Genomic DNA, 25,400 nt, shown 5'->3' with positions numbered 1-25,400 from the left:
TATCGAGTAATTGGCTAAGAAGCTAATCTCTTAACTTTGCTGAGCCAGGTTAAAAACAGAATTCACTAGAGGTCGCTTCGGAGCGACTTCCTTTGCTGCGGCGACTGCTGATGCCGGCTTTTCTGCCTTGGCACTTTCAGTCTTGATTTTCTTTGGGCGCAAATCGTGCAATACGATTCCACGTCCAGATTGCTGTTGTACTAAGTCACGCAATGACACGGAACTCAGGTACTCCACCATCTTGGCATTCAGGTTTGACCACAGATCATGCGTCATACAACGACCATGGTTTTCTTCATCGCTATGGCAATTGCCCTTGCCACCACATTGGGTTGCATCTAGAGGCTCATCCACAGCCACAATGATGTCGGCCACACTAATTTCTTCTGACTTGCGGGCTAGGGTGTAACCACCGCCAGGACCACGAGTGCTTTCAACAATATTGAAACGGCGTAATTTGCCGAACAACTGCTCTAAGTAAGACAGGGAAATCTTCTGTCTTTGGCTAATTCCAGCCAAAGTTACAGGCCCGTGCGTTTCACGCAGGGCTAAATCGATCATTGCGGTTACTGCAAAACGGCCTTTGGTTGTAAGTCTCATATGTCACCTTGGTAATGGATTGTTATGGACAGCTAACAGTCGGGCGGGTAATACCCGACCATTCCGCTCAACTTTACCATATACCCCACTAATCTGCTCAGGATTAAAACAGCCCTAAATAGCGTCCCTGGAGCGCGCTCCAAAGGCCATCTCCTTAACCTTAGTAAGGCGATCTCGGGTAGCTGCAGCCTTCTCAAACTCCAAATTCTTGGCCTCAGAGTTCATTTGCTTCTCCAAACGCTTGATTTCACCCGCCAGGTCCTTCTCGCTCATATCCTCATAGCGAGCCCGCTCCTGCTCCACCTGCATCTCAGAGCGCTTCTCCTTGACGTCGTAGACCCCATCAATAATGTCTTTAATACGCTTTTTGACGCCTCGCGGCTCAATCCCATTCGCCTTATTAAAGGCGATTTGCTTGGTTCGGCGACGCTCAGTCTCCCCCATCGCCCGCTTCATAGAATCGGTAATGCGATCGGCATACAAAATTGCCTTGCCTTTGACGTTTCGTGCTGCCCTACCAATCGTCTGAATCAAACTGCGTGCAGAGCGCAAGAAACCTTCTTTATCCGCATCCAAAATAGCAACTAGTGAAACCTCTGGAATATCCAGACCCTCACGTAATAAATTAATACCCACCAGCACATCAAAGACACCTAGACGTAAGTCACGCAGAATTTCGACGCGCTCTACAGTATCAATATCCGAATGGACGTAACGCACCTTCACGCCGTTATCCGACAAATAGTCAGTCAACTGCTCGGCCATACGTTTTGTTAATACCGTTACTAAAACGCGCTCATGCACTTTGACTCGCTCATGAATCTGATTCAGCAAATCATCCACTTGTGTACTTGCAGGCAATACTTCAATTTCTGGATCCACCAAACCGGTTGGTCTAGCTACTTGCTCCACCACTTGTCCGGTGTGCGTATTTTCGTAATCAGCTGGTGTTGCAGAAACAAAAACGGTTTGACGCATCTTAGTTTCAAACTCAGTAAATTTGAGTGGTCGGTTATCCATGGCTGACGGTAAACGGAAACCAAACTCCACCAAAGTATGTTTGCGAGATTTATCGCCGTTGTACATGGCATTGAGCTGTCCGATGAGAACGTGGCTCTCATCTAAGAACATCAAGGCATCGTTGGGTAGATAGTCCACCAAGGTAGGCGGAGCCTCACCAGGCATAGCGCCAGAGAGATGGCGGGAGTAGTTCTCAATACCTTTGCAGAAGCCTAGTTCATTCAGCATCTCTAAATCAAAGCGAGTGCGCTGCTCTAGACGTTGTGCTTCAACCAACTTGCCATCTTTAACGAATTCATCCAAGCGAATACGTAACTCGGCTTTAATCGTTTCAATCGCTTTAAGAACTGTATCGCGCGGCGTAACGTAATGCGAACTCGGGTAGACAGTAAAGCGAGGAATTTTTTGGCGAATTCTTCCAGTAAGTGGATCAAAGAATTGCAAACTCTCGATGACATCATCAAAAAGTTCAACTCGCACAGCCAACTCATTATGCTCAGCCGGGAAGATATCAATCGTGTCGCCCCGCACTCTAAAAACACCGCGCTTGAAATCGGTTTCGTTGCGGTCATACTGCATCGCAATTAAGCGCATCAAAATATCGCGCTGACTCATCTTGTCACCAGGACGCAAAGTCATCACCATGCTGTGATAGTCGCCTGGATTACCAATACCGTAAATTGCGGAGACAGTGGCTACGATGATGACATCACGCCTCTCCAATAAGCTCTTGGTAGCGGACAGTCGCATTTGCTCAATATGCTCATTGATTGATGAATCTTTCTCAATGAACAAATCCCGCGTCGGGACATAGGCCTCTGGCTGGTAGTAGTCGTAGTAACTAACAAAGTACTCCACCGCATTTTTGGGGAAAAACTCCCGAAATTCACTATAGAGCTGGGCGGCTAGCGTCTTATTGGGGGCAAAAATGATGGCTGGACGACCAGTTCTGGCAATCACATTGGCCATGGTGAAGGTTTTGCCCGAGCCAGTGACCCCTAAAAGGGTCTGAAAGGTCAATCCATCCTCAATTCCAGCCACTAGAGCATCAATTGCAGCCGGTTGATCCCCTGCGGGCGGAAACGGCTGATAGAGTTGAAATGGCGAATCTGGGAAGGAAACGAACTTAGCTGGATCCAGGTCATGGCCTACCTCGCCCAAAGGATCGGCCACAGGGCTTTTCTTGCTTTCAGCGACTTTGGAATTTGAGGAAGTTTTAGGCAACTTAGGGGGCATCTCAGCTATCATTTCACTTGTGAGTTTTAGTTCACAGCGAATTTTGTACAAACAGTGATTTTGCCGTTTTTATTTGGAAATAGTTGAATCTAGCTTCAAAAACAGCCATTTAAAGTAAATTTAACTGAATTTAACGTCAATTAACCCTGCAATACCCTATTAACTACCCTTTTTGATCCTCAAATGAACCTTTTCACTTCAGTCCAACTAGCCCCTAAAGACCCTATTTTTGGCCTTACAGAAGCCTATGTCGCCGATCAACGCGCAGACAAGGTCAACCTGGGTGTTGGCGTGTACTACACCGACGAAGGCAAGGTGCCTCTTTTGAAAGCGGTTATCAAAGCTGAGGAAGCAATTGTTGCAAAGCACTCTCCTCGTAGCTACATTCCAATTGAAGGTCCAAACCCATACAACAGCGCAGTACAGAACCTATTGTTCGGCGCTGATTCTTCCCTGATTAAAGATGGTCGCGTTGTTACCGCTGAGTGCCTTGGTGGAACTGGTGCCTTGCGCGTTGGCGCAGACTTTATTAAGCGTCTCAATTTAAATGCGCCTTGCGCAATTAGCAATCCAACTTGGGAAAATCACCGCGGTATTTTTGAATCCGCAGGATTTGAAGTGATTGAGTACACCTACTTCGACGGTAAAACACGTGGTGTTGATTTTGATGGCATGGTGAAGTCTTTAGAGTCCTTCCCTAAGTTCACTACTGTATTGCTACACGCTTGCTGCCATAACCCAACTGGTGCCGACATTACTGAAGCTCAATGGCGCCAAGTAATTGAGATCTGCAAATCAAAAGAATTGATTCCGTTCTTGGATATGGCTTACCAAGGCTTTGCCGCTGGTATTGAGCAGGATGGCATTGCGGTACGCTTGTTTGCTGAATCTGGAATGTCTTTCTTTGTTTCAAGCTCTTTCTCCAAATCATTCTCACTCTATGGTGAGCGCGTTGGCGCCTTATCTATCGTGACCCAGAGCAAAGATGAATCTACTCGCGTGCTGTCTCAATTGAAGCGCGTGATTCGTACAAACTATTCCAACCCTCCAACTCATGGCGCTGCGATTGCAGCTGCTGTTCTGAATTCACCAGAACTCAGAAAGCTTTGGGAAGATGAATTAGCCGAGATGCGTGATCGCATTAAAGCAATGCGTCAAGGACTCGTACAAAAACTCGCTGCTGCTGGTGTAAAGCAAGACTTTGGTTTTATCGAGGCACAGCGCGGCATGTTCTCTTACTCAGGTTTAAGTGCTGAGCAAGTAGAGCGTTTACAAAAGGAAGATGGCATTTATGCCCTCTCCACAGGCCGTATTTGTGTGGCTGCCCTCAATACAAAAAATATTGATAAAGTAGCCAAAGCAATCGCCCGCGTATTGGCGTAACAACGCGTCATAAGCGGCTACACTGATTTACTAGGAGTCACCATGCTATATCAGCTACACGAATTTCAAAAATCCTTACTTCAACCAATGAGCTCATGGGCTCGCGCTGCTTCTGAAGCTTTCATTAATGCTTCAAACCCCGCGTCCAAGGTTCCGGGCTCCGAACGTTTAGCCGCAAGTTACGAACTCCTATATCGCCTAGGTAAAGACTATAAGAAGCCAGAGTTTGGTATTCGCTCTGTGCAAGCTCATGGCAAAGAAGTGGCTATCCACGAGAGAGTCATTGTTGCCAAGCCTTTTTGCAAACTCATTCGCTTCAAACGCTTTTCTGATGATGTTGAGGTGGTTAAAAAATTAAAAGATGACCCAGCAGTATTAGTTGTTGCTCCGTTATCTGGACATCACTCAACATTGCTGCGTGATACTGTGCGCACTCTCCTCCAAGATCACAAGGTTTACATTACTGACTGGGTTGATGCTCGCATTGTTCCGATGGCAGATGGTGATTTCGGTTTGGATGACTATGTCCACTATGTACAAGAATTCATTCGCACCATCGGCGCAGAAAATTTACACGTGATTTCTGTTTGCCAACCAACAGTTCCTACATTGGGCGCAATTTCCTTGATGGCCTCTGCTGGTGAAGCAACACCGGCTTCCATGATCATGATGGGCGGCCCAATCGATGCACGCAAATCACCAACTGCAGTAAATAACTTGGCTGATCAAAAGTCATATGACTGGTTTGAGAGCCATGTGGTTTACAAAGTGCCACCAACCTATCCAGGTGCAGGCCGTAAGGTATACCCAGGCTTCTTGCAACACACTGGCTTTATCGCCATGAACCCACAAAACCACTTACAGTCACATTGGGATTACTTCCAAAACTTAGTGCGTGGCGATGAGCAAGATGCTGAATCACACATTCGCTTCTACGATGAGTACAACGCAGTTCTCGATATGGATGCGAAGTTTTATTTGGACACCATTAAGACTGTGTTCCAAGACTATTCATTACCAAATGGCACTTGGACAGTTGCAGGCGATCTAGTGAAGCCACAAGATATTAAGAAAACCGCTCTTCTGACTGTTGAAGGCGAGCTGGATGATATCTCTGGTAGCGGACAAACCCGATCAGCCCATGCATTGTGTGCAGGCATTCCAAAAACTGATAAAGATCACTACGAAGTTGCGGGTGCCGGTCACTACGGCATCTTCGCTGGCCGTCGCTGGCGTGAAAAGGTATATCCAAAAATTAAATCGTTTATTCGTGAGCACCAAGCTGTTCAGAAAAAAACAAAGGCTAGACCCCCAAAACTGGGAACTAAGAAAGCTGCATAAACCAGCGGCGCGACTTTCGGGTCGCGCTTCTAGTTTTAGGGCGCCTAAATTGCAATGAATATTCAGCAGACGAAAGAACTTGCCGATCGTCTCGAGGACATCCTCCCCCAAACCCAATGCACCAAATGTAGTTACCCAGACTGCAGAGCCTATGCAGAAGCAATGGCAACAGGTGAAGTTTTACCTAACCGCTGCCCTCCTGGAGGTGTAGAAGGCATTCAAAGGCTCAGCGCCATCCTTGCACCCATCTTCCCTCAAGATGCTTTTGAACTGCATCCTCAGATTGATTCTGAATGCGGCGTAGAGCGCCCTAGGCCAGTAGCGTTTATTGACCCCAAAACATGCATTGGATGCACCTTATGTATTCAGGCATGCCCCGTAGATGCGATTGTGGGAGCCTCAAAACAAATGCACGTGGTCTTGAGTGATTGGTGCACGGGTTGTGATCTTTGCATACCACCGTGCCCGGTTGATTGCATCACTATGATTGATGTCACCGAAGAGAAAACTGGCTGGGATGCTTGGTCGCCAGAATTGGCAAAGCTTGCACGTTCACGATATGAAGCGCGCGATGTCCGACTAGATCGCGAACAGCGTGACAATGATGAGAGGCTAGCAAAGAAAGCTGCCGCTAAATTAGTAGCAGTCAATGCGGAGAATCCAGATTCTGAAGAGGCTATAAAAGAGCAAGAAAGGAAGCGAGCCATCATCGCTGCCGCAATTGCGAGAGCCCAGCAAAAGAAATGATGAATCTCGAAAAACGCCAAGCCTTTTTTGAATTACTCCGGGAAAATAATCCCCACCCAGAAACAGAGCTGGAATACAGCTCACCTTTTGAATTGCTCATTGCTGTTTTACTGTCTGCACAAGCCACTGACATTTCAGTGAATAAAGGTACACGCAAGCTGTTTAAGATTGCCAATACACCTCAAGCACTCTTAGACCTGGGTGAGGAAGGCGTTAAGCCTTTTATTCAGCACATTGGTTTATTCAATTCCAAAGGTAGGCATATCCAAGAGACTTGCCGACTACTCCTAGAAAAACATGGTGGCGAAGTTCCGCAAAACAGAGAAGATCTAGAGGCGCTGCCAGGTGTTGGTAGAAAAACTGCGAATGTGATCCTCAACACTGCTTTTGGCCAACCCACCATGGCTGTTGACACCCATATCTTTAGAGTCTCAAACCGAACAGGCTTAGCACCTGGTAAGGATGTTGTAAAGGTAGAGGAACAATTACTGAAGCGCGTGCCAAAAGAGTTTTTAATGGATGCTCACCACTGGCTTATTCTGCATGGTAGATATACCTGCAAGGCACGCAACCCTGATTGCGAGCAATGCATTGTTGAACCACTCTGTGAATTCAAGCAAAAAACTGGCAAAGGAAAAGTTCGTGGCAATATTTAACCCAACTCGCGAAGAAGTGCGTCGCTTTTTCTGTGACACCTGGAAGAAAAAAACTGAGAATCAGATTCTGACGCCAATGGAAATAATTGCCAGCGACTGGATGCTTGAACACCCGGAATATCAGACTCTTCTATCGGATCCAGAAGGCGCAGTGGCACAAGACTACACACCAGAACGCGGTGAAACAAATCCTTTTTTGCATCTCTCAATGCATCTATCAATTAGCGAGCAAATCTCTATCGATCAACCACCAGGCATCAAAGGAATTGCAGAAAACCTAGCAAAGAAGCTGGGGTCTGAACACGAAGCACAACATGCCATGATGGAATGCCTTGGACAGGTAATGTGGGAAGCGCAGCGTGAAGGTCAGCCACTCAGCCCGGAGAAGTATCTTGAAGCACTGAAGAAACTAAACTAAACAAACTAGAAAGACCGCCCGGAACCAAGCGATGACTCCCTTCACTCTTGATGTATTAAAATTTTTGGCAGTATCCATGGTCATGATTGCATTAGTCACCTATGCGATTTACTGGGTCCTAAATGATTCGCCCATATCTCGGTGGCTTAATGATTCAGATGCAGTGGTTCCGTCTTTCCTTTCCATTACTGCATTTATTTTTGGACTCACTGTTTCTACCCTTGCGGGATTTTCATTTGAGAAACATGAATCAGCTATCTCAAACCTGATTACTGAATCAAGCGCAATTGATAGCCTCGTTAATATCTCAACAGTCTTACCCCCGCAAGATCAGGCGCAAATTATCTCTACGCTAAAAGACTATCTCAATGTAGTCATTGAAAAAGAATGGCCTGCTATGAATGAAAAAGATGCTAAAAATCGAGAGATCGCATTGCCTGAATTTATGGCCTTAAGCAAGACAATCAACCAGATAGCGTATCAAGCTAATCAACGCTCTTCCATAGTGAGTCAGCTTGAATCAGAGCTAACAATCATTCGCCATAATCGGAAAGTTAGACAATCCATAGCATATGACACCGACAATATAAAAAAATGGATTGTCATTCCCATTTCTTCGATTCTGTTGCTTATCTCTGTTGGGATCGTACATCTTGGCAGCCTTAAAGCGATGAAAGTATCACTATCAATAGCCTCGCTATGCATACTCACGGCGATGACTTTTCTCTACATCACCATTTCGCCCTATGGCATGTGGAATCCCGTTAAACCTTATCAACTCGAGGAATCCTTAAGGATGTTGGGCACCGTCAATTCAAATAAATAAATCCAGCATTTAGTTACTCAAGATAACGCAGCTATCGCAGACTTAATCGCTGTCGGTAAGTCTTGAGCTAAATTTTTTCTTGCTTCTAAATTTGCGACAGGAGTTTTCTGGGTCTTTTGAGACCAAGCTGAACCTGGAAAGAAAGCATCATCCTTATATCTAGGGATCACGTGCCAATGAATATGGGGAACCATATTGCCCAGCGCTGCAATATTGACCTTATCTGGGTGCATTACATGCCTTACAGCCTCTTCAACTGCAAAGACCAAAGCCATGAGATGTTCCCGCTCACCATAAGTCAGATCAGTCATTTCAGCAACATGCCGATTCCAGATCACGCGGCAAAAACCAGGAAGATCGGGATCGTTCACGAGAATGACACGGCAATCATCGCCGCGCCAAATCAATTGACCCTCTTCAGGCTTAAGCTCTTCTTTACAAAGTACGCAATTAGTCATGGGAAGAATGTAAACGAAAACGGCATCTAAGTCACCCTTGTGGGGTAATTTAGATGCCGCGACAGTAAGGGTATTACTGCTACTACGTACTACTTAGGGATTTCTTAGTGGAACTGCTCTTCTTCTGTAGAACCAGTCAACGCTGTTACTGAAGACTTGCCACCCTGAATCACAGTAGTTACATCGTCGAAGTAACCAGTACCAACTTCTTGCTGATGGGATACGAATGTGTAACCACGATCACGAGCAGCAAATTCTGGCTCTTGTACTTTCTCGATATATGCAGTCATACCGCGCTGCATGTAGTCTTGAGCCAAGTCGAACATGTTGTACCACATGGAGTGAATACCAGCCAATGTGATGAACTGATACTTGTAGCCCATTGCGCCTAATTCGCGTTGGAACTTCGCAATTGTTGCGTCGTCCAAGTTCTTCTTCCAGTTGAAAGATGGTGAGCAGTTGTAAGCCAACATCTTGCCTGGGAACTTCGCACGAATTGCTTCAGCGAACTGACGAGCAAACTCGAGGTCAGGAGTACCTGTTTCACACCAAACCATATCAGCGTATGCAGCGTATGCCAAACCACGGGAGATCGCTTGATCCAAGCCCTTACGTGTTTTGTAGAAGCCTTCAGCAGTGCGCTCGCCCGTCAAGAATGGCTTGTCGTTTGCATCGTAGTCAGATGTCAACAAATCAGCAGCTTCAGCATCAGTACGAGCCAAGATGATAGTTGGAACACCCATTACGTCAGCAGCTAAACGTGCAGAGATCAATTTCTGAACAGACTCAGTAGTTGGCAACAATACCTTGCCACCCAAGTGACCGCACTTCTTAACAGAAGAGAGTTGATCTTCAAAGTGAACGCCAGCAGCGCCCTGCTTGATCAATGCTTTGCTTAATTCAAATGCATTCAATACGCCACCGAAACCAGCTTCAGCATCAGCAACGATTGGAGCGAAATACTCGATATAACCAGCGTCGCCCTTGTTAATGCCTTTGGCAGTTTGGATTTCGTCAGCACGTTGGAATGAGTTATTAATACGCTCAACCATCTTAGGAACTGAGTCAACTGGATACAAAGATTGGTCTGGATACATCGCTGCATATGAGTTACCGTCAGCAGCAACTTGCCAACCTGACAAGTAGATAGCTTGAACGCCAGCTTTAACCTGTTGCATTGCTTGACCACCAGTCAAAGCGCCTAAACAGTTTACGTAAGCTTCGTTATTAACCAAGTCCCAAAGACGCTCTGCGCCATGCTTAGCCAATGTGTGCTCAATCTTCAATGAGCCACGAAGACGAATAACGTCCTCAGCCGTGTAACCACGAGTAATACCCTTCCAGCGTGGATTGGTATCCCAGTCTTTTTGTAGTGCTGCGATTTCTGCTTTGCGATCTGCCATGTTTTTCTCCCTAAGTTAAACAAGTACTTCAAATATTTGGACATTCAAGTCTTATGTCTTATATAAGAGTTTAAGGATCCAGGAAAAGCATGCAAGCACTATTTCAGTATTTCTTGAAAATAATTAGATCAATTAATTCAAAGGCTTAAGAAGTATATTTTGCAATATGAAATGATAATCCAAAGGACGGAAGAATCTCCAGCTTGCAATGTTGCACTGCATTTTACGTATGGGAATGTCTTTTCACATTATGAAAAGAAAGCGGCTAGTTAGACAGTTTTCGGGGCGCTGATGGTAGCAACCTTGAATCCAGTCAAGATAATCATGAGTTGCAGGAGTGCCACGCCAATGAACAAGAGCTTGGGCAAACCCACATCCAAGAAGATTCCGAAGATTAAGGGGCTTAGGGCGGCACCTAGATCGATGCCAGAGTACACAATGCCGTACACCCTTCCCGATGACCCTGACGGTGTCGCAGAGCGAATCATCAAATCACGTGATGGAGCAGCAATGCCCAGGCCAAGTCCAATCACAATGAAGGCAATCACAATCAATTCGACAGGCACTAAACCGGTAGCCAATAAAAGACCCATCACGATATTGACGGTAAAGCAGATCGTAATAATGCGCTCGGGTACTTTTAGCTTGGTGGCAAGATAACCACCCAGAAGCATCCCTCCAGCACCGCCCATAGACATGAGTGTTAAGTAGTAATTGCCGGAACTCACGGCAATGTCATAGATCTTAAAAAGCGCGGTTGGTGCAAATGACTGCAAGCCTGTAGTTGCCGCCATGCTAAAGAAAAAGAAAATCCAGCAAAGCCATACAACCGGTAACTTCAAAAACCCAAAGGTACTCATTGGTGCACCACCAGGATTGCTTTGAGCATGACTAGCCTGTGACTCCTCGCGCCTTGCATGAACATCATCAATTAAGCGCGCCCTACCAATCCAGAGAGTTAATAAGATCAATGCTTCAAGCACTGCAGCAGATAAAAAGGCAATGCGCCAATCAGCGATAGTAGCCACAGCCACCATAAAGGCTGGCGCTGCCGCCCAACCGATATAGCCCGTTACCCCATGAATGGAATAAGCGTAAGGCAAATTCGGTGGTGAAATTTTATGATTGATCAGTGTGTAATCAACCGGATGGAAAACACCATTGCCGCATCCCGCGATTACTGCACCCAAAACTAACATGGCATAGCCATTACTTTGTGAATAAGTGAGCGCTGCCAATGCAAGTAAACCTACACCAGCAAACAGCACGGGGCGAGCCCCGATACGATCCACCAAAAAACCAGAAGCAGCTTGAACAATGCAGGAGACCACAAAGAAAATGGTCATGAGCAGACCTAGCTCAGCATAATTAAAGCCAAACTCCGCCTTCAACCATGGGAACATGGGCGGCAGGATTAAATGAAAAAAATGGGAGCTGCCGTGAGCCAGGCTAATGAGACCAACAACCCGGACATCACTGGCGCGCCTCATTTTCAGAGCGTCAGTCATGTACCGAGTTTACTGGCGCAGGAACATTCCTGCTGATATTGCTTTGTCTTACTTGCTAAAGCTAAAGTCACCGTTCTTATCAACACCTACAGGAACGGTATCCTTAGGGCCAAACTTACCCTCTAAGATCATCTTAGAAACTGGGTTCTCGATATATTGCTGAATCGCACGCTTCAGTGGTCTCGCTCCAAATACCGGATCAAAACCAACTTCCGCGATCTTGCTAAGGGCAGCATCACTAACTTCCATCTGCATATCCACCTTTGCCAAACGATCTGACAAGTTCTTGAGCAAGATCTTGGCGATATTAGCGATGTTGCCTTTATCCAAGCCATGGAATACCACGATCTCATCAATACGATTGAGGAACTCTGGACGGAAATGATTCTTCAACTCTTCGAATACCGCATCTTTGATTTCGGATTGCTTCTTATCAGTCATTGACTGGATGAGATGCGAACCAATATTACTGGTCATCACAATGACTGTATTCTTGAAATCCACGGTACGACCTTGACCATCAGTTAAGCGGCCATCATCCAATACTTGCAAAAGTACGTTGAATACGTCCGGATGTGCTTTTTCAATTTCATCAAACAAGATGACACTGTATGGATGGCGACGTACCTGTTCAGTTAAGTAGCCACCCTCTTCGTAGCCGACATATCCTGGAGGCGCACCAATTAAACGAGCTACGCTATGCTTCTCCATGAACTCACTCATGTCGATACGGATTAGATGGTCTTCGCTGTCGAATAAGAAACCGGCCAAGGCTTTGCATAGCTCAGTCTTACCTACACCTGTAGGTCCTAAGAATAAGAATGAGCCATAAGGACGATTCTCCTCAGCAAGACCAGCACGGGAACGACGAATCGCATCCGATACCGCACGAATAGCCTCCTCCTGACCAACTACGCGCTTATGCAGGAGCTCTTCCATTTTCAGCAGCTTATCGCGCTCACCCTGCATCATCTTCGATACCGGAATACCAGTTGCACGTGATACCACTTCAGCAATCTCCTCTGCGCCTACTTGGGTGCGCAAGAGTTTGTTCTTGACTACGCCATCTTTATCGCCTTTTGCTTCAGCAGCGGCGGCAGACTTGAGCTTAGCTTCAAGCTCAGGCAGTTTGCCGTATTGCAATTCAGCAACTTGCTCCAACTTACCGTCGCGCTGTAGCTTAGCAATATCAGCACGGACTTTTTCAATCTCTTCTTTGAGATGAGCAACACCTAATACGGCACCTTTTTCTGCTTTCCAGATTTCTTCAAGGTCGGCGTACTCGGCGCCAAGGCGCTTGATCTCATCTTCAATGAGTCCAAGACGTTTTTGTGATGCCTCATCCTTTTCTTTCTTAACAGCTTCACGCTCAATCTTGAGCTGAATGAGGCGACGCTCTAGCTTATCCATCACTTCAGGCTTAGAATCGATCTCCATCCGAATGCGTGAACCGGCCTCATCAATTAAATCAATCGCCTTATCTGGCAAGAAACGATCTGTAATGTAGCGATGCGATAACTCTGCTGCTGCCACGATGGCAGGATCAGTAATCTCAATACCATGGTGAAGCTCATAGCGCTCTTGCAAACCACGCAAGATAGCAATAGTTGCTTCTACGCTCGGCTCTTCCACCATGACTTTTTGGAAGCGACGCTCAAGCGCCGGATCTTTTTCAATGTACTTGCGGTACTCATCCAAAGTGGTTGCGCCGATGCAATGCAATTCACCTCGTGCTAAGGCAGGCTTGAGCATATTGCCGGCATCCATTGCGCCATCACCTTTACCAGCGCCAACCATCGTATGAATCTCATCAATAAAGATAATAGTCTGACCTTCGTCTTTAGCGACATCGCTCAGAACAGCCTTAAGGCGTTCCTCGAATTCACCGCGGTACTTGGCACCAGCCAATAACAAAGCCATATCCAATACGAGGACACGCTTGTTTTTGAGGGTTTCAGGAACTTCGCCATTAATAATGCGCTGGGCTAAACCCTCGACAATGGCAGTCTTACCAACACCTGGCTCACCAATGAGTACTGGGTTGTTTTTACCGCGACGTTGCAAGATCTGAATAGTGCGACGAATTTCATCATCGCGACCAATGACGGGATCGAGCTTGCCCATGCGAGCACGCTCAGTTAAATCGACGGTGTACTTCTTTAAGGCTTCACGTTGACCTTCAGCATCTGCACTATTCACTGACTCTCCTCCGCGCACTAAATCAATAGCCGCCTCTAACGATTTACGATTTAAACCATTCTCACGAGCAATCTTGCCGAGCTCGCCCTTATCATCCGCTACCACCAGCAAAAACAACTCGCCAGCGATAAATTGATCATTACGCTTGTTAGCTTCTTTTTCGCATAAGTTGAGCCAGTTGCTTAAATCACGGCCAACCTGAACCTCACCACTAGTGCCCTGCACTTCTGGGAGGTTGCTAATTAGCTTCTCAGTTGCCTTCTCAAGACCGGGTACGTTAACGCCAGCACGAGTTAACAAACTCTTGGCGCCACCATCAGAATCACGCAACATCGCCAAAAGCAAATGAGCCGGCTCGATGTATTGATTGTCTTTTGCCAAAGCAAGGCTTTGCGCCTCGCTAAGCGCTTCTTGAAATTTAGTAGTTAATTTATCTATTCTCATTTTTTAAGTCCTATCTACTGCAGCTATTTTTTACATATCTATCTATAGAATATAGGGGCATTCTTGATAATTTCAAGTCTGTTAGACCTCTTTTTAAGCGAATTTATCCCTATTTTGACCTGGCTTGTTTATCTCCTGGAATGCGCCGATGGCAGCTATTACGCCGGCATTACGAACCGCCTAGAACATCGCTTAGAAGCCCATAATTCAGGGGATGGTGCTCGGTATACGAGGGCTCGCAGACCTGTAATCCTTTTGGCCACCCAAGAGCACCCAGATCGATCTGAGGCGTCTAAGGCGGAGGCCAAGTTAAAGAAGTTGCCCAGATCGGAAAAGTTGGGCTTTTTTAAAACCTAAAAGATAGGTTCGATTTACGCAGGATTCTCTAGCAGCGTAACCACGATGATCAGCCCAAACATGACTTAAGCTCAGAGACAAGCCTTTTAAATTGCTCTGGCCTTAAAAACTGGCCAATCTGCACACTTTGACCGGCCTCCTCAATCAAAAAAACTTTTTCAGTTTCTTGTGGCAAGGAGATCCTAACCCAGCGAGTATTAAATTCAAGCACAGTCTCTTTATAGGCTATAAATTTCCTCACAATTAAGCGGGTCCCACTAATTTGAATCTCCTCAAAATCCAAGGCATGTCGACAGTAAATCAAAAAACCAGCGGTGACAGCAGTCAACTCAACCGCCGTAAAGATGAGAATAATTTTTACGCCAGCTATTAGAAAACCAGTGGCCACGGTTAAAGAAAGACAAACCAGAGCGATATAGAACTTGAGCAGCTGACCTGGGGTCAGCGCGCAATTTCGTCTCATCTTCCAGGCTTTCATTCTGGACAATTCTTATCAGACTTGGGGGTTGAGCTCGAAGAATTATCCGCTTTAGAGATCAGGGGTGGCGCACTCATTTTCTCGCCATCCCATACCTGGCCGCACCAACACTCCCCCGCCTCGTTGATGATGCAAACACCTGAGCCGCAGCAACGTTTATCCGGGGCTTTCATGATTAACCTATTCGTCCTGAACAATTCATAATGAAGCCTATTCTAGAGTTTTTATTGAAATAGCGCACTCACCCTCAAATTGATTCACAGACATGCAAAACGAGTTATTTGACTGCCACGACGCCACAGAACCCTTAGCCATAGTGACAAGGGATGGTCATGTTGAATATTTCAATCATTTTTATGATGCAGATGAATCCAATCATCTTTACAAAAGCTTACTGAACTCTCTTCCCTGGGAGGTGGATGAGATCAAGATGTTTGGTAAGTTAATAAAGACCGCAAGAAAAGTTGTCTGGGTGGGTGATCCAGAATGCGCATACACCTACTCTGGAGTTCAAAAAACACCTCAGGTCTGGACTAATGAGTTATTGCAAATGAAGCATAAGCTTGAAAAATTCACTGGCCACACCTACAACTCCTGCTTGCTCAATCTGTATCACAGCGGCGCTGAAGGCATGGGCTGGCACAGTGATGATGAAAAGGAGTTGGATGGCACAAGTCCTATCGCATCAGTAAGCTTAGGTGCTCGACGTAAGTTTGCATTTCGCCATAAGCAAGATAAAACAAGCTACCCAGTATTTCTGGAGCATGGCAGCCTGCTAATCATGCATCCGCCCACTCAAGAGTATTGGCATCACAGCCTTCTCAAGACAACAACAATTACAAGCCCACGAATTAATCTCACCTTTCGGAAAATACTTCCCCGAATATAAAAGAGCCTGGTTATTGTGTCTTGAGTTAGTTTTGAGGCTAAAAGAGATGGGCGCTAAATTACTTCCAACGCGCCATTGCAGCATCGTCAGTCACGCGTGCATCCACCCACTTACTACCTTCTGGGGTTTCTTCTTTTTTCCAAAATGGTGCCGCTGTTTTTAAGTAGTCCATGATGAACTCACAAGCTGCAAATGCTTCACCTCGGTGGGCGCTAGTAACAGCCACCAAAACAATTTGATCTTCAGGCAGAAGTGGTCCCACTCGATGAATGACTAATGTTTTATAAAGATCCCAGCGGCCTCTAGCCTGCTTGACGATTTCCTCTAGGGATTTTTCTGTCATCCCGGGATAGTGTTCCAGCGTCATGCCCTTGACTTGACTGCCGTCATTTATATCTCTGACAGTGCCCACAAAAGTCACTACTGCACCAACGCGAGGATCATTTTTGCGAAGCGTTTTCACTTCAGTCGTAAGATCAAAGTCTTGCTCTTGAATGCGGATGAAATCGTTTTGCATCTTAGCCACCCGTAACCGGAGGGAAGAATGCGACTTCAGCACCATCTACTAGCAGAGTGGAATCAGCCACCATCTCTTGATTTAAAGCGCAACGAATCACCTTAGCACTAGCCAATACTTCGACCCAAGGATTTCCCCGCTGAGCAAGATAGTCTCTTAAGTCAGCAATGGTTTTCACTTCCGGCGGCGTAGTGATGCTCTCACCAGAAAGTCCAAGACCCTCTCTTAATGAGGCGAAGAATCGTAATTCGAGTTTCATAAGGGAATCGTAATACGTTTAGGCGAGGAGCGAATTAAACGGGATGTACTTTACTAGCTCTCCCGCTTTAAAGGTATGTCCTGGCGGGCAATCCAGCAAGCCATCACCCCATGAAGCGCTTGTAAGTACGCCAGAGCTTTGGTTGGGGAATAGATCTAACCCACCCTGCGCATTGATCCTGACGCGCAGGAATTCATTGCGACGATCACCTTTGAGCCAATCAAAGTCAGCTCGCATTGGGTAAGACTGAGGCATTCCTGCATCTCGCCCTTGTAGCTTCAGAATAAATGGACGTACAAATAGGAGGAATGTCACAAAACTAGAAACTGGATTTCCAGGAAGTCCAATAAACCAAGTTTCCCCATCCTTGTTCTCGCCTGACTTGCGGACAGCACCAAAAGCCAAAGGCTTACCAGGCTTAATGGCAATCTGCCAGAGATCCAACCTACCCTCAGAAGTCACTGCGGGCTTGATGTGATCCTCTTCGCCAACAGATACGCCACCAGAAGTGATAATCAAATCATGATCTTTGCTGGCCTTGCGAAGCGTTTCTTTTGTGGCTTCAAGACTGTCGGGAACTATTCCAAAGTCTGTAGCATCACATCCCAAGGATTTAATGCACGCCAACAAAGTATCGCGATTGGAGTTATAAATACCACCCGGCTTGAGTGGCTCACCTGGCAGAGAAAGTTCGTCACCGGTGAAAAATGCCGCAACCCTGACCTTACGTTTTACATTTAAATGCGTAAGACCAGCTGACGCTGCAACACCTAATTCTTGTGGCCTCAGATAAGTACCCGCAGTCAGAGCTGTTTTACCTGCAGTCAAATCTTCACCTCTTCGACGGATCCATTGACCTGCTGTTGGCGCAATATTGACCTGCACTTGATCAGTTGAACCCTCTGGAATGGCGCAATCTTCTTGCATGACAACGGCATCAGCACCCGGAGGAACTGGAGCCCCAGTAAAGATTCTGGCGGCAGTGCCTAGCTCTAGCTGTGCACCCATCGAGCCCGCCGGAATTCGCTGGGCAATCTTAAGGGTGCTTCCAGGAGCTTGGGTATCCAAAGTGCGCACCGCATAACCATCCATTGAGGTGTTATCGAGTGGGGGCACATCTACCAAGCTATTAACGTTTTCTGCAAGTACACGGCCAAGCGCGGCTTGCATGGCGACCGTCTCACTCTCACTTACGGCTTTTGCATTTGACAGCAGGTGATCTAAAGCCTGCTGAGCAGTCAACATCGGAGGCTTGGTCATAGCACTTTTTTCTGAGTTAATTGACGTGGGCAGTAATGAAGTTTTTCACTTGATTGACATCAGCATCGATATTTTCAACGCGCTGGGGCTTTGACTTGATATCTTTAAATGCTGCCGGGCACTCTGCAGGGCGACCCAATGCCACCTCAATCGTCTCTTCAAACTTAATTGGCAAGGCGGTTTCCAGAACAATCATTGGAATACCTGCTTGTAAATGTTCACGAGCAACCTTTACACCATCGGCCGTATGCGTATCAATCATCACGCCATACTGAGAGTCAATATTGCGAATTGTCTCAAGGCGATTTTCATGAGTACTGCGACCAGACTGGAATCCATACTTCGCAATATCTTGAAAGACAGCGTCTTTAGAAATGTCAAAGCCACCGGCTTCGTCTACCTGCTTAAACATGCCAGCAGTTACCTTGCCGTCCTTACCCATAAGATCAAATACAAAGCGCTCAAAATTGCTCGCCTTCGAAATGTCCATAGACGGGCTAGAAGTATGCAAAGTTTCAGCAGACTTGCGCGCACGGTAAACACCTGTGCGGAAGAACTCATCAAGAACATCGTTCTCATTGGTGGCGACAATCAAATGCGCAACTGGCAAACCCATCATGCGGGCAATGTGGCCAGCGCAGATATTGCCAAAGTTGCCAGAAGGCACCGTGAATGAAACTTTTTCTGAGCTTGATTTTGTCGCGAGCAAATAACCCTGGAAGTAGTAAACCACTTGGGCAACTACACGGCCCCAGTTAATCGAGTTCACGGTACCGATTTGGTTGTTTGCTTTGAAGGCATGGTCATTGCTGACTGCTTTGACAATATCTTGGCAGTCATCAAAGACACCAGCAACCGCCAAGTTAAAAATATTAGGATCTTGCAAGGAATACATCTGTGCAGATTGGAAAGCACTCATCTTTCCGCGTGGTGAAAGCATAAATACCTTTACACCCTCTTTGCCGCGCATTGCGTATTCAGCTGCACTTCCGGTATCACCAGAAGTCGCGCCCAAAATATTAAGTTTCTGACCTTTTTTCTTAAGCGCGTATTCAAAGAGATTGCCGAGCAACTGCATCGCCATATCTTTAAATGCCAATGTTGGTCCATTAGACAGGCTCAATAAGCCGATACGAGTCCCCCGCTCTTCACCAAGCCAATGCAATGGAGTAATGTCTTTAGCGCTGTCTTCAGCGCGGCCATTGCAATAGACCTGCTCTGTATAGGTCTTGCGCAACAAAGCGCGTAAATCCGCCTCAGGAATGTCATCGCAATAGAGGCTCAAGACCTCATAAGCGAGATCGGCATAAGACAATCCACGCCAAGAATCTAACTGCTCTTTAGTAACTTGAGGGTACTCAGTAGGCAGATATAAGCCGCCATCTGGCGCCAATCCGCCGAGCAAGATTTCTAGAAAGGATTGCTGTGGGCTATTGCCCCGAGTGGATTGGTAACGCATGATTTGTATTAGGACAGATTTTCTAAACGGATCTTCACCACTTCACCGGCAACAGTTTTCAGATTCTGAATTTCCTGAATCGCTGCCAGCATGTGCTTTTCTTTGGTCTCGTGAGTTAGCGCCACTAAATCAGTTTGGCTTTCACCTTCATCCGCCTCTTTTTGCAAGAGCGCATCAATCGAGATACCGTGAGCTGCCAAAATCTTTGTGATGTCAGCCAATACACCGGCTTGATCTGCCACACGCAAACGCAGGTAATAACTGGTTGTGATCTCACCCATTGGCAATACGGTGATATCTCTTACTGCATCAGGCTGGAACGCTAAATAAGGAACGCGATTCTCAGGACTTGCCCCTAACAAACGAGTGATATCTACCAAGTCAGCGATCACAGCAGAAGCAGTTGGCTCTGAGCCCGCACCCTTACCGTAGTAAAGCGTAGTACCTACAGCATCACCAAACACCTGAACGGCATTCATGGCGCCTTCTACGTTTGCGATGAGACGCTTAGTCGGAATCAAGGTTGGGTGCACGCGCAACTCAACACCCGTTGTTGTCTTCTTAGCAATACCCAACAACTTAATGCGATAGCCTAACTGCTCAGCGTATTTAATATCGATGGCATCTAGCTTCGTAATTCCTTCAACATGGGCTTTCTCAAACTGCATTGGAATACCAAATGCAATTGCACTCATGATGGTTGCTTTGTGGGCAGCATCCACACCTTCAATATCAAATGTAGGATCTGCTTCTGCGTAACCTAAACGCTGCGCTTCTTTTAAGACAGTCGCAAAGTCCAAGCCTTTGTCGCGCATCTCAGAAAGAATGAAATTGGTTGTGCCATTGATGATGCCAGCGATCCACTCAATGCGGTTTGCAGTCAAACCTTCGCGAAGCGCTTTGATGATTGGAATACCACCAGCAACCGCCGCTTCAAACGCAACCATGACACCCTTTTCATGGGCGGCCTTGAAGATCTCATTGCCATGAACAGCGATCAAAGCCTTATTGGCCGTCACGACATGTTTACCAGCAGCAATTGCCTCTAGCACCAAGTCTTTAGCAATCCCGTAACCACCAATCAATTCAACAACGATATCAATCTCAGGGTTGTTAATAACAGCGCGAGCATCACTCACCACTTGAGCATGATCTTTCACCAACTCTTTAGCACGCTCTACGTTGAGGTCGGCAACAGTATTGATGCGAATGCCACGACCTGCGCGACGCAAAATCTCATCCTGGTTGCGCTCGAGAACAGTAAATACGCCACCACCTACGGTGCCAATGCCTAATAGACCAACTTGAATCGGTTTCATGATGCCTTTGTTGCTGTTGAATTAGCCGCTTTACGACTATGTTTTTGACGATAACGCTCTAGAAAACGTGCAAGGCGACCAATCGCCTCCTTCAGCACATCTTCGTGAGGTAAGAACACTACGCGGAAATGATCCGGCTTACCCCAGTTAAAACCAGAGCCCTGAACCAATAAAACTTTTTCTTCTTTCAAGAGATCCGCAACAAATTGCTGATCATCTTCGATCGGATACATCTCAGGATCGAGCTTTGGAAATAAGTACAAAGCAGACTTTGGCTTAACGCAAGTTACACCAGGGATTTCTGTAATGAGTTTCCAGGCAAGATCACGCTGCTTAGCTAAGCGACCACCTTCATTTACCAAATCATTAATGCTTTGATAGCCACCTAATGCCGTTTGAATGGCGTACTGGCCTGGCACATTGGCGCACAGGCGCATTGAGGACAGCATGTTGAGGCCCTCAATGTAATCGCGAATCATCTCTTTATCCCCAGAAACCACCATCCAGCCAGCACGGTAGCCGCAAGAGCGATAGTTCTTAGATAAGCCATTGAAGGTGATAGTGACTACATCGGTAGATAAGGATGCCAAAGAGATATGCTTCTCTTTGTCGTACAACATCTTGTCGTAAATCTCGTCAGCAAACAGAATCAAGCCATGCTCACGCGCAATCGAAGTTAACTCAGTCAATACTTCTTTTGAGTAGATTGCACCGGTTGGATTGTTTGGATTGATCACCACAATCGCTTTAGTGCGTGGCGTAATTCGTTTACGTAAATCTGCCAGATCTGGGGCCCACTCCTTAGACTCATCACACAAGTAATGAACTGGAGTACCGCCAGATAGGCTGACAGCAGCCGTCCATAATGGATAGTCAGGAGCTGGCACCAAAACTTCATCGCCGTTGTTCAGCAATGCGTTCATTGCCAAGACGATTAATTCAGAAACGCCATTGCCGGTATAGATGTCATCCAAAGTAACACCCTGGATGCCTTTTTCCTGGCAATACTGCATGATGGCCTTACGAGCCGCAAAGATTCCCTTGGAATCAGAGTACGCTGAGGCATTACCCAAATTGCGAATCATGTCCAACTGAATCTCTTCTGGAGGATCAAAACCAAAAACACCCACATTGCCGATGTTTAATTTGATGATTTTGTGACCCTCTTCCTCCATGCGCTGAGCGAGCTCCAGCACGGGTCCACGAATGTCGTAACAGACGTGATTGAGTTTTTCGGACTTTAGGATCGGTTTCACAATAAATTAAAGGGTAAGTTCTTGAAATCTAGGAAAAAACAGCTGGCTATAATCCTCATAATTATGACAGAGAGTCCATGTGAAGCTTCAATCTGACCCCCATTCCGGAGCCAATACGATCACCGGTTACGGCGATGGCTACATCGAGATCAATAAGATCCCCTATAGTCACGCGGTTTTATTGAGTTCCGACGGTGAAATCCTCGAATGGGCCATAAAGTCATTTGAAGACCTGAGTCCAGCAGATTTCACGCAAATGGCCGCTCTTAAGCCTGAATTAATCATTATTGGCACCGGTAAACGCCAGCGCTTTCCAAAGCCTGAGTTACTCAAGACCCTCATAGAGGCCAAGATTGGCTTTGAGGTAATGGATTCTCAAGCGGCTTGTCGTACCTACAACATTCTCGTGGGCGAAGGTCGCCAGGTTCTACTTGCACTCATTGTGGAAGCCACCTAATGCAATTTGGCCAAATTCGGCAGTCAAGCGCCCTCAACCCAGCATCTATTTTGATTCTGGTCCTGGTATATGCCTTGTTGTGGTTTGGCACCCTCAACTACCGTCACCTCATTCCATCTGACGAAGGGCGTTATGCCGAGATTGCTCGCGAGATGCTCGTTACTGGAGATTGGGTCACCCCTCGCTACAACGGTTACAAGTATTTTGAAAAGCCCCCCTTACAAATTTGGGCCACAGCCACTGCCTTCAATCTTTTTGGCATTGGTGATTGGCAAGCGCGCTTGTGGACTGCGCTCACCGGATTTCTGACGATAGTATTTATTGGCTTTACAGGTGCGCGCGTCTATAGCGCAAGAGCAGGTTGGTTAGCTGCAATCGCCTTAGCATCTAGCCCGATGTGGGTGATGGGTGGACACATCAACTCGCTAGATATGGGATTGTCAGCTTTTTTAGTTGCTGCACTATGTAGTCTTTTGTTGGCGCAAACTTCTCATAACCCAAACGACACTAGAAAGTGGATGTGGGCCTGCTGGGCCTTCATGGCCTTAGCAACATTATCTAAAGGCGTCATCGGAGTTGCCATCCCTGGCATGGTCTTCATTGTTTATTCCATTACTGCATGGGACTGGAAGATTTGGAAGCGCCTACACATCATTAGTGGCACGATTTTATTTTTAGCAATTACTGCGCCATGGTTTGTTCTGGTGGCACAACGCAATCCAGAATTTCTAGAGTTCTTTTTTATTCATGAGCACCTGCAACGTTTTACGCAGAAAGCGCATAGCAGAACGGGTCCAATTTATTACTTCATTCCATTACTGCTACTGGGCTTTTTGCCATGGATTGCACAGACTCCTGGAGCCCTTGCTCAGGCTTGGCGGGAACGCAACCGCGAGTTCTCCAGCGGCTGGTTACTGACCTGCTGGTTTGCCGTGATTATGGGCTTCTTTAGCGTATCTCAATCGAAATTACCTGGCTACATCATCCCAGTCTTTCCAGCACTGGCAATGCTTGTTGGTCATCGCTTAGATCGTAATCTGGGTTTTAGCAATTCACTGGGATTACCTTGGAAATTGCAAGCCCTCTTCTTCGCAATCTTGGGCGGCGTTGGCTTTTTCTTTTTAAGTGAAGTTGGCAGGCAAGCAAGGCCAGATGAAATTGAATCCTATGCGCAATACACTTACTGGATCATTGCGGCGCTGATTGTATTGATTTCATTTAGCCTACTAGCTTTTGTCCAAAGTAAGCGCAATGGCTTGAGCAGCATCACCAGTTTTGCTTCTGGCTTTTTTCTCTGCACAATCATCGCAGGTACAGGTCATGAAACTCTTGGTCGTGCAGTCTCGGGTATAGATTTAGTTGAGCAAGTTAAAGCGGGCATTCCAGAGAAGGTGAATTTCTATTCAATCAGAATCCTTGATCACACGGCGCCCTTCTATCTCGGTAGAACCATGATCATGGTGGAATCTCCAGATGAACTAGAGTTTGGTGTGAAGCAAGAACCTGAGTTGTGGCTCCCCACTCTCGATGCCTTTATTGAGCGCTGGAAAGAAGATCACACCGCTTACGCTCTCATGGTTCCAGAGCAATATATCGAATTGCAAAAACTCAATGTCCCAATGCAAGAAGTAGGGAGAGATTCTCGGCGCGTCATTGTTAAACACCCAGAGTCACCAAGCAACTCTGCACAATAAATTCTTAAGGCCCCATGTCAGCTACACAAAACTCCCTGCCTTTTATTCCTTTTACGCGCCCACACTTCAACCAAGAAACGATTGATGCGGTTGCAGAGGTATTGCGCTCCGGTTGGGTAACTTCAGGACCGAAGCTGGCAGAGTTTGAAGCTACCCTGAGCGAATACTTTGGCGGCCGTCCCGTTCGTTGTTTTGCCAACGGCACTGCCACTATGAAAATTGCTCTTCAGGTTGCTGGTATTGGGCCTGGTGATGAAGTAATTACCACCCCGATCTCATGGGTGGCCACTTCCAATGTCATTCTGAGCGTTGGCGCAACTCCCGTTTTTGTGGATATCGATCCCGTCACTCGCAATATTGATTTAAGCAAACTGGCTGCAGCGATTACACCGAAGACGCGCGCCATCATGCCCGTCTATTTAGCTGGGCTACCTGTCAATATGGATCAACTCTATGACCTAGCTAAGCAATATAAGCTGCGCGTGATTGAAGATGCAGCGCAAGCATTTGGATCACAGTGGAAAGGTCAAAAGATTGGCAGCATTGGTGATCTCGTGAGCTTTAGTTTTCAGGCAAATAAAAATTTATCCACTGTTGAAGGCGGCTGCCTTGTTCTCAACAATGCTGACGAGGCTAAGCTTGCAGAGAAGTTTCGCCTACAAGGACTTACCCGCCAAGGTATGGATGGCATGGATGTGGACGTCTTAGGCGGCAAAGATAATTTGACTGATGTGAATGCTGTGATTGGCTTACATCAACTTAAACAGCTGCCAGCATTTCAGGCGCGTAGGAGTGCATTAGCCAAGCAGTACTTTGATGCCATTCGCAGTGAAATGAAATCCGCCGACCTAACTAATCTCAATTTAGAACTTCCAGTAGAAAACTTCACTGATAGCAACTGGCATATGTTCCAAGTTGTACTTCCGCTTGATCAATTGAATGTAGATCGTGCGCAAGTGATGACTGAGCTCAAGGATTTGGGTATTGGCACTGGCGTTCATTACCCCATCATTACTGGATTCACGCTTTACCAAAAACTGGGCTACCAAGTTGGTGCCACCCCAGTAGCAGAGCGTATTGGCCACTCCATTTTGACCCTCCCCCTCTTTCCAGGCATGGCAGATGAAGATATTGGCCGTATAGCTAGTGCTTTGACTGGAATTCTGAAGAAACATCGCAAAAACTAGTGCCGAGAGCGGAATCAGGCAAAATTGCA

The 25,400-nt window shown here is 46.5% G+C and carries 25 protein-coding genes; 11 read left to right on the top strand and 14 right to left on the bottom strand.

What is annotated here, in order from left to right; genetic code table 11:
- Positions 1-30 precede the first annotated feature (30 nt).
- Positions 31-600: a Fe-S cluster assembly transcription factor gene (locus ICN30_RS04205; RefSeq protein ID WP_216273418.1), complete on the bottom strand. Its 570-nt coding sequence runs from the start codon at positions 598-600 to the stop codon at positions 31-33.
- A 114-nt stretch (positions 601-714) separates the two neighbouring features.
- Positions 715-2,868 carry an excinuclease ABC subunit UvrB gene (gene uvrB / locus ICN30_RS04200; protein ID WP_255533095.1) on the bottom strand — a complete coding sequence of 718 codons (2,154 nt, stop codon included), beginning with the start codon at positions 2,866-2,868 and terminating at the stop codon, positions 715-717.
- 171 nt (positions 2,869-3,039) lie between these two features.
- Here uvrB and ICN30_RS04195 point away from each other — a divergent pair, with 171 nt between their 5' ends.
- The 6 genes from ICN30_RS04195 to ICN30_RS04170 are packed head-to-tail and all read left to right on the top strand — an operon-like array spanning position 3,040 to position 8,227.
- Entirely contained in the window at positions 3,040-4,239 is a 1,200-nt protein-coding gene (locus tag ICN30_RS04195; protein ID WP_216273416.1) for an amino acid aminotransferase, read from the top strand.
- A 42-nt stretch (positions 4,240-4,281) separates the two neighbouring features.
- Positions 4,282-5,580, top strand: a complete 1,299-nt coding sequence (locus ICN30_RS04190) for a polyhydroxyalkanoate depolymerase (RefSeq protein ID WP_216273414.1) — start codon at positions 4,282-4,284, stop codon at positions 5,578-5,580.
- Between the two features lie 54 nt (positions 5,581-5,634).
- A complete protein-coding gene (gene rsxB, locus ICN30_RS04185; protein ID WP_216273412.1) occupies positions 5,635-6,327 on the top strand; it encodes an electron transport complex subunit RsxB in 693 nt (230 codons plus the stop codon).
- Positions 6,327-6,983 (top strand): endonuclease III, encoded by a 657-nt coding sequence (gene nth / locus ICN30_RS04180; RefSeq protein ID WP_216273485.1) that lies wholly within the window; start codon positions 6,327-6,329, stop codon positions 6,981-6,983. The genes rsxB and nth overlap by 1 nt, the downstream gene beginning before the upstream one ends.
- The gene (locus tag ICN30_RS04175) at positions 6,976-7,401 is read left to right on the top strand and encodes a DUF1841 family protein (protein ID WP_216273487.1); all 426 of its coding nucleotides are present in this window, start codon (positions 6,976-6,978) and stop codon (positions 7,399-7,401) included. The genes nth and ICN30_RS04175 overlap by 8 nt, the downstream gene beginning before the upstream one ends.
- A 31-nt stretch (positions 7,402-7,432) precedes the next feature.
- Complete coding sequence (locus tag ICN30_RS04170) at positions 7,433-8,227, top strand: DUF4239 domain-containing protein (RefSeq protein WP_216273410.1); 795 nt, start codon at positions 7,433-7,435, stop codon at positions 8,225-8,227.
- 17 nt (positions 8,228-8,244) lie between these two features.
- Here the strand turns inward: ICN30_RS04170 and ICN30_RS04165 are convergent, their stop codons facing one another.
- The 4 genes from ICN30_RS04165 to clpB all read right to left on the bottom strand — a co-directional run bounded on the left by ICN30_RS04165 (position 8,245) and on the right by clpB (position 14,239).
- Entirely contained in the window at positions 8,245-8,685 is a 441-nt protein-coding gene (locus tag ICN30_RS04165; RefSeq protein WP_216273408.1) for an HIT family protein, read from the bottom strand.
- 104 nt (positions 8,686-8,789) lie between these two features.
- Positions 8,790-10,088: an isocitrate lyase gene (aceA, locus tag ICN30_RS04160; protein ID WP_216180387.1), complete on the bottom strand. Its 1,299-nt coding sequence runs from the start codon at positions 10,086-10,088 to the stop codon at positions 8,790-8,792.
- Between the two features lie 269 nt (positions 10,089-10,357).
- Positions 10,358-11,596, bottom strand: a complete 1,239-nt coding sequence (locus ICN30_RS04155) for an MFS transporter (protein ID WP_216273406.1) — start codon at positions 11,594-11,596, stop codon at positions 10,358-10,360.
- A gap of 48 nt (positions 11,597-11,644) precedes the next feature.
- Entirely contained in the window at positions 11,645-14,239 is a 2,595-nt protein-coding gene (gene clpB / locus ICN30_RS04150) for an ATP-dependent chaperone ClpB (RefSeq protein WP_216273404.1), read from the bottom strand.
- Positions 14,240-14,302: 63 nt separating this feature from the next.
- Between clpB and ICN30_RS04145 the strand changes: the two genes are divergently transcribed.
- On the top strand, positions 14,303-14,596 hold the full coding sequence (locus tag ICN30_RS04145; RefSeq protein WP_255533093.1) for a GIY-YIG nuclease family protein: 294 nt from the start codon (positions 14,303-14,305) through the stop codon (positions 14,594-14,596).
- 49 nt (positions 14,597-14,645) lie between these two features.
- Here ICN30_RS04145 and ICN30_RS04140 read toward each other — a convergent pair whose 3' ends face one another.
- Together ICN30_RS04140 and ICN30_RS04135 are read right to left on the bottom strand one after the other, a co-directional pair.
- Positions 14,646-15,059 (bottom strand): DUF2244 domain-containing protein, encoded by a 414-nt coding sequence (locus tag ICN30_RS04140; protein WP_255533092.1) that lies wholly within the window; start codon positions 15,057-15,059, stop codon positions 14,646-14,648.
- A gap of 11 nt (positions 15,060-15,070) precedes the next feature.
- The gene (locus ICN30_RS04135; protein ID WP_216273400.1) at positions 15,071-15,247 is read right to left on the bottom strand and encodes a hypothetical protein; all 177 of its coding nucleotides are present in this window, start codon (positions 15,245-15,247) and stop codon (positions 15,071-15,073) included.
- Positions 15,248-15,339: 92 nt separating this feature from the next.
- Here ICN30_RS04135 and ICN30_RS04130 point away from each other — a divergent pair, with 92 nt between their 5' ends.
- Positions 15,340-15,963 (top strand): alpha-ketoglutarate-dependent dioxygenase AlkB, encoded by a 624-nt coding sequence (locus ICN30_RS04130; protein ID WP_216273397.1) that lies wholly within the window; start codon positions 15,340-15,342, stop codon positions 15,961-15,963.
- Between the two features lie 58 nt (positions 15,964-16,021).
- On the opposite strand, the gene moaE is transcribed toward ICN30_RS04130, so the two are convergent.
- Genes moaE through ICN30_RS04100 form a run of 6 tightly spaced genes read right to left on the bottom strand, consistent with a single transcriptional unit; the run spans position 16,022 to position 22,033 of the window.
- Positions 16,022-16,480, bottom strand: a complete 459-nt coding sequence (gene moaE, locus ICN30_RS04125) for a molybdopterin synthase catalytic subunit MoaE (protein WP_216273395.1) — start codon at positions 16,478-16,480, stop codon at positions 16,022-16,024.
- 1 nt (position 16,481) lies between these two features.
- Positions 16,482-16,739, bottom strand: coding sequence for a molybdopterin converting factor subunit 1 (gene moaD, locus ICN30_RS04120; RefSeq protein ID WP_216273393.1), 258 nt, complete (start codon positions 16,737-16,739; stop codon positions 16,482-16,484).
- Between the two features lie 18 nt (positions 16,740-16,757).
- Positions 16,758-18,020, bottom strand: coding sequence for a gephyrin-like molybdotransferase Glp (gene glp / locus ICN30_RS04115; RefSeq protein WP_370626591.1), 1,263 nt, complete (start codon positions 18,018-18,020; stop codon positions 16,758-16,760).
- A complete protein-coding gene (gene thrC, locus ICN30_RS04110; RefSeq protein WP_216273389.1) occupies positions 18,016-19,458 on the bottom strand; it encodes a threonine synthase in 1,443 nt (480 codons plus the stop codon). Before thrC ends, glp begins: the two co-directional genes overlap by 5 nt.
- Positions 19,459-19,466: 8 nt before the next feature.
- On the bottom strand, positions 19,467-20,777 hold the full coding sequence (locus tag ICN30_RS04105) for a homoserine dehydrogenase (protein WP_216273387.1): 1,311 nt from the start codon (positions 20,775-20,777) through the stop codon (positions 19,467-19,469).
- Entirely contained in the window at positions 20,774-22,033 is a 1,260-nt protein-coding gene (locus ICN30_RS04100) for an aminotransferase class I/II-fold pyridoxal phosphate-dependent enzyme (RefSeq protein WP_216273385.1), read from the bottom strand. Before ICN30_RS04100 ends, ICN30_RS04105 begins: the two co-directional genes overlap by 4 nt.
- A 79-nt stretch (positions 22,034-22,112) precedes the next feature.
- Here ICN30_RS04100 and ICN30_RS04095 point away from each other — a divergent pair, with 79 nt between their 5' ends.
- From ICN30_RS04095 to ICN30_RS04085, 3 genes are read left to right on the top strand one after another with little or no spacing between them, the layout of a single operon-like run.
- The gene (locus ICN30_RS04095) at positions 22,113-22,490 is read left to right on the top strand and encodes an MTH938/NDUFAF3 family protein (protein WP_216273383.1); all 378 of its coding nucleotides are present in this window, start codon (positions 22,113-22,115) and stop codon (positions 22,488-22,490) included.
- On the top strand, positions 22,490-24,184 hold the full coding sequence (locus ICN30_RS04090; protein ID WP_216273381.1) for a glycosyltransferase family 39 protein: 1,695 nt from the start codon (positions 22,490-22,492) through the stop codon (positions 24,182-24,184). Before ICN30_RS04095 ends, ICN30_RS04090 begins: the two co-directional genes overlap by 1 nt.
- A 14-nt stretch (positions 24,185-24,198) precedes the next feature.
- Positions 24,199-25,371, top strand: coding sequence for a DegT/DnrJ/EryC1/StrS aminotransferase family protein (locus ICN30_RS04085; protein ID WP_216273379.1), 1,173 nt, complete (start codon positions 24,199-24,201; stop codon positions 25,369-25,371).
- Positions 25,372-25,400: the final 29 nt, after the last annotated feature.

This window comes from Polynucleobacter sp. 31A-FELB, assembly GCF_018882405.1.
GTDB lineage: Bacteria > Pseudomonadota > Gammaproteobacteria > Burkholderiales > Burkholderiaceae > Polynucleobacter.
Note: the sequence above shows the minus strand (reverse complement) of the source record. Positions and strands in the feature narration are given on the sequence as shown.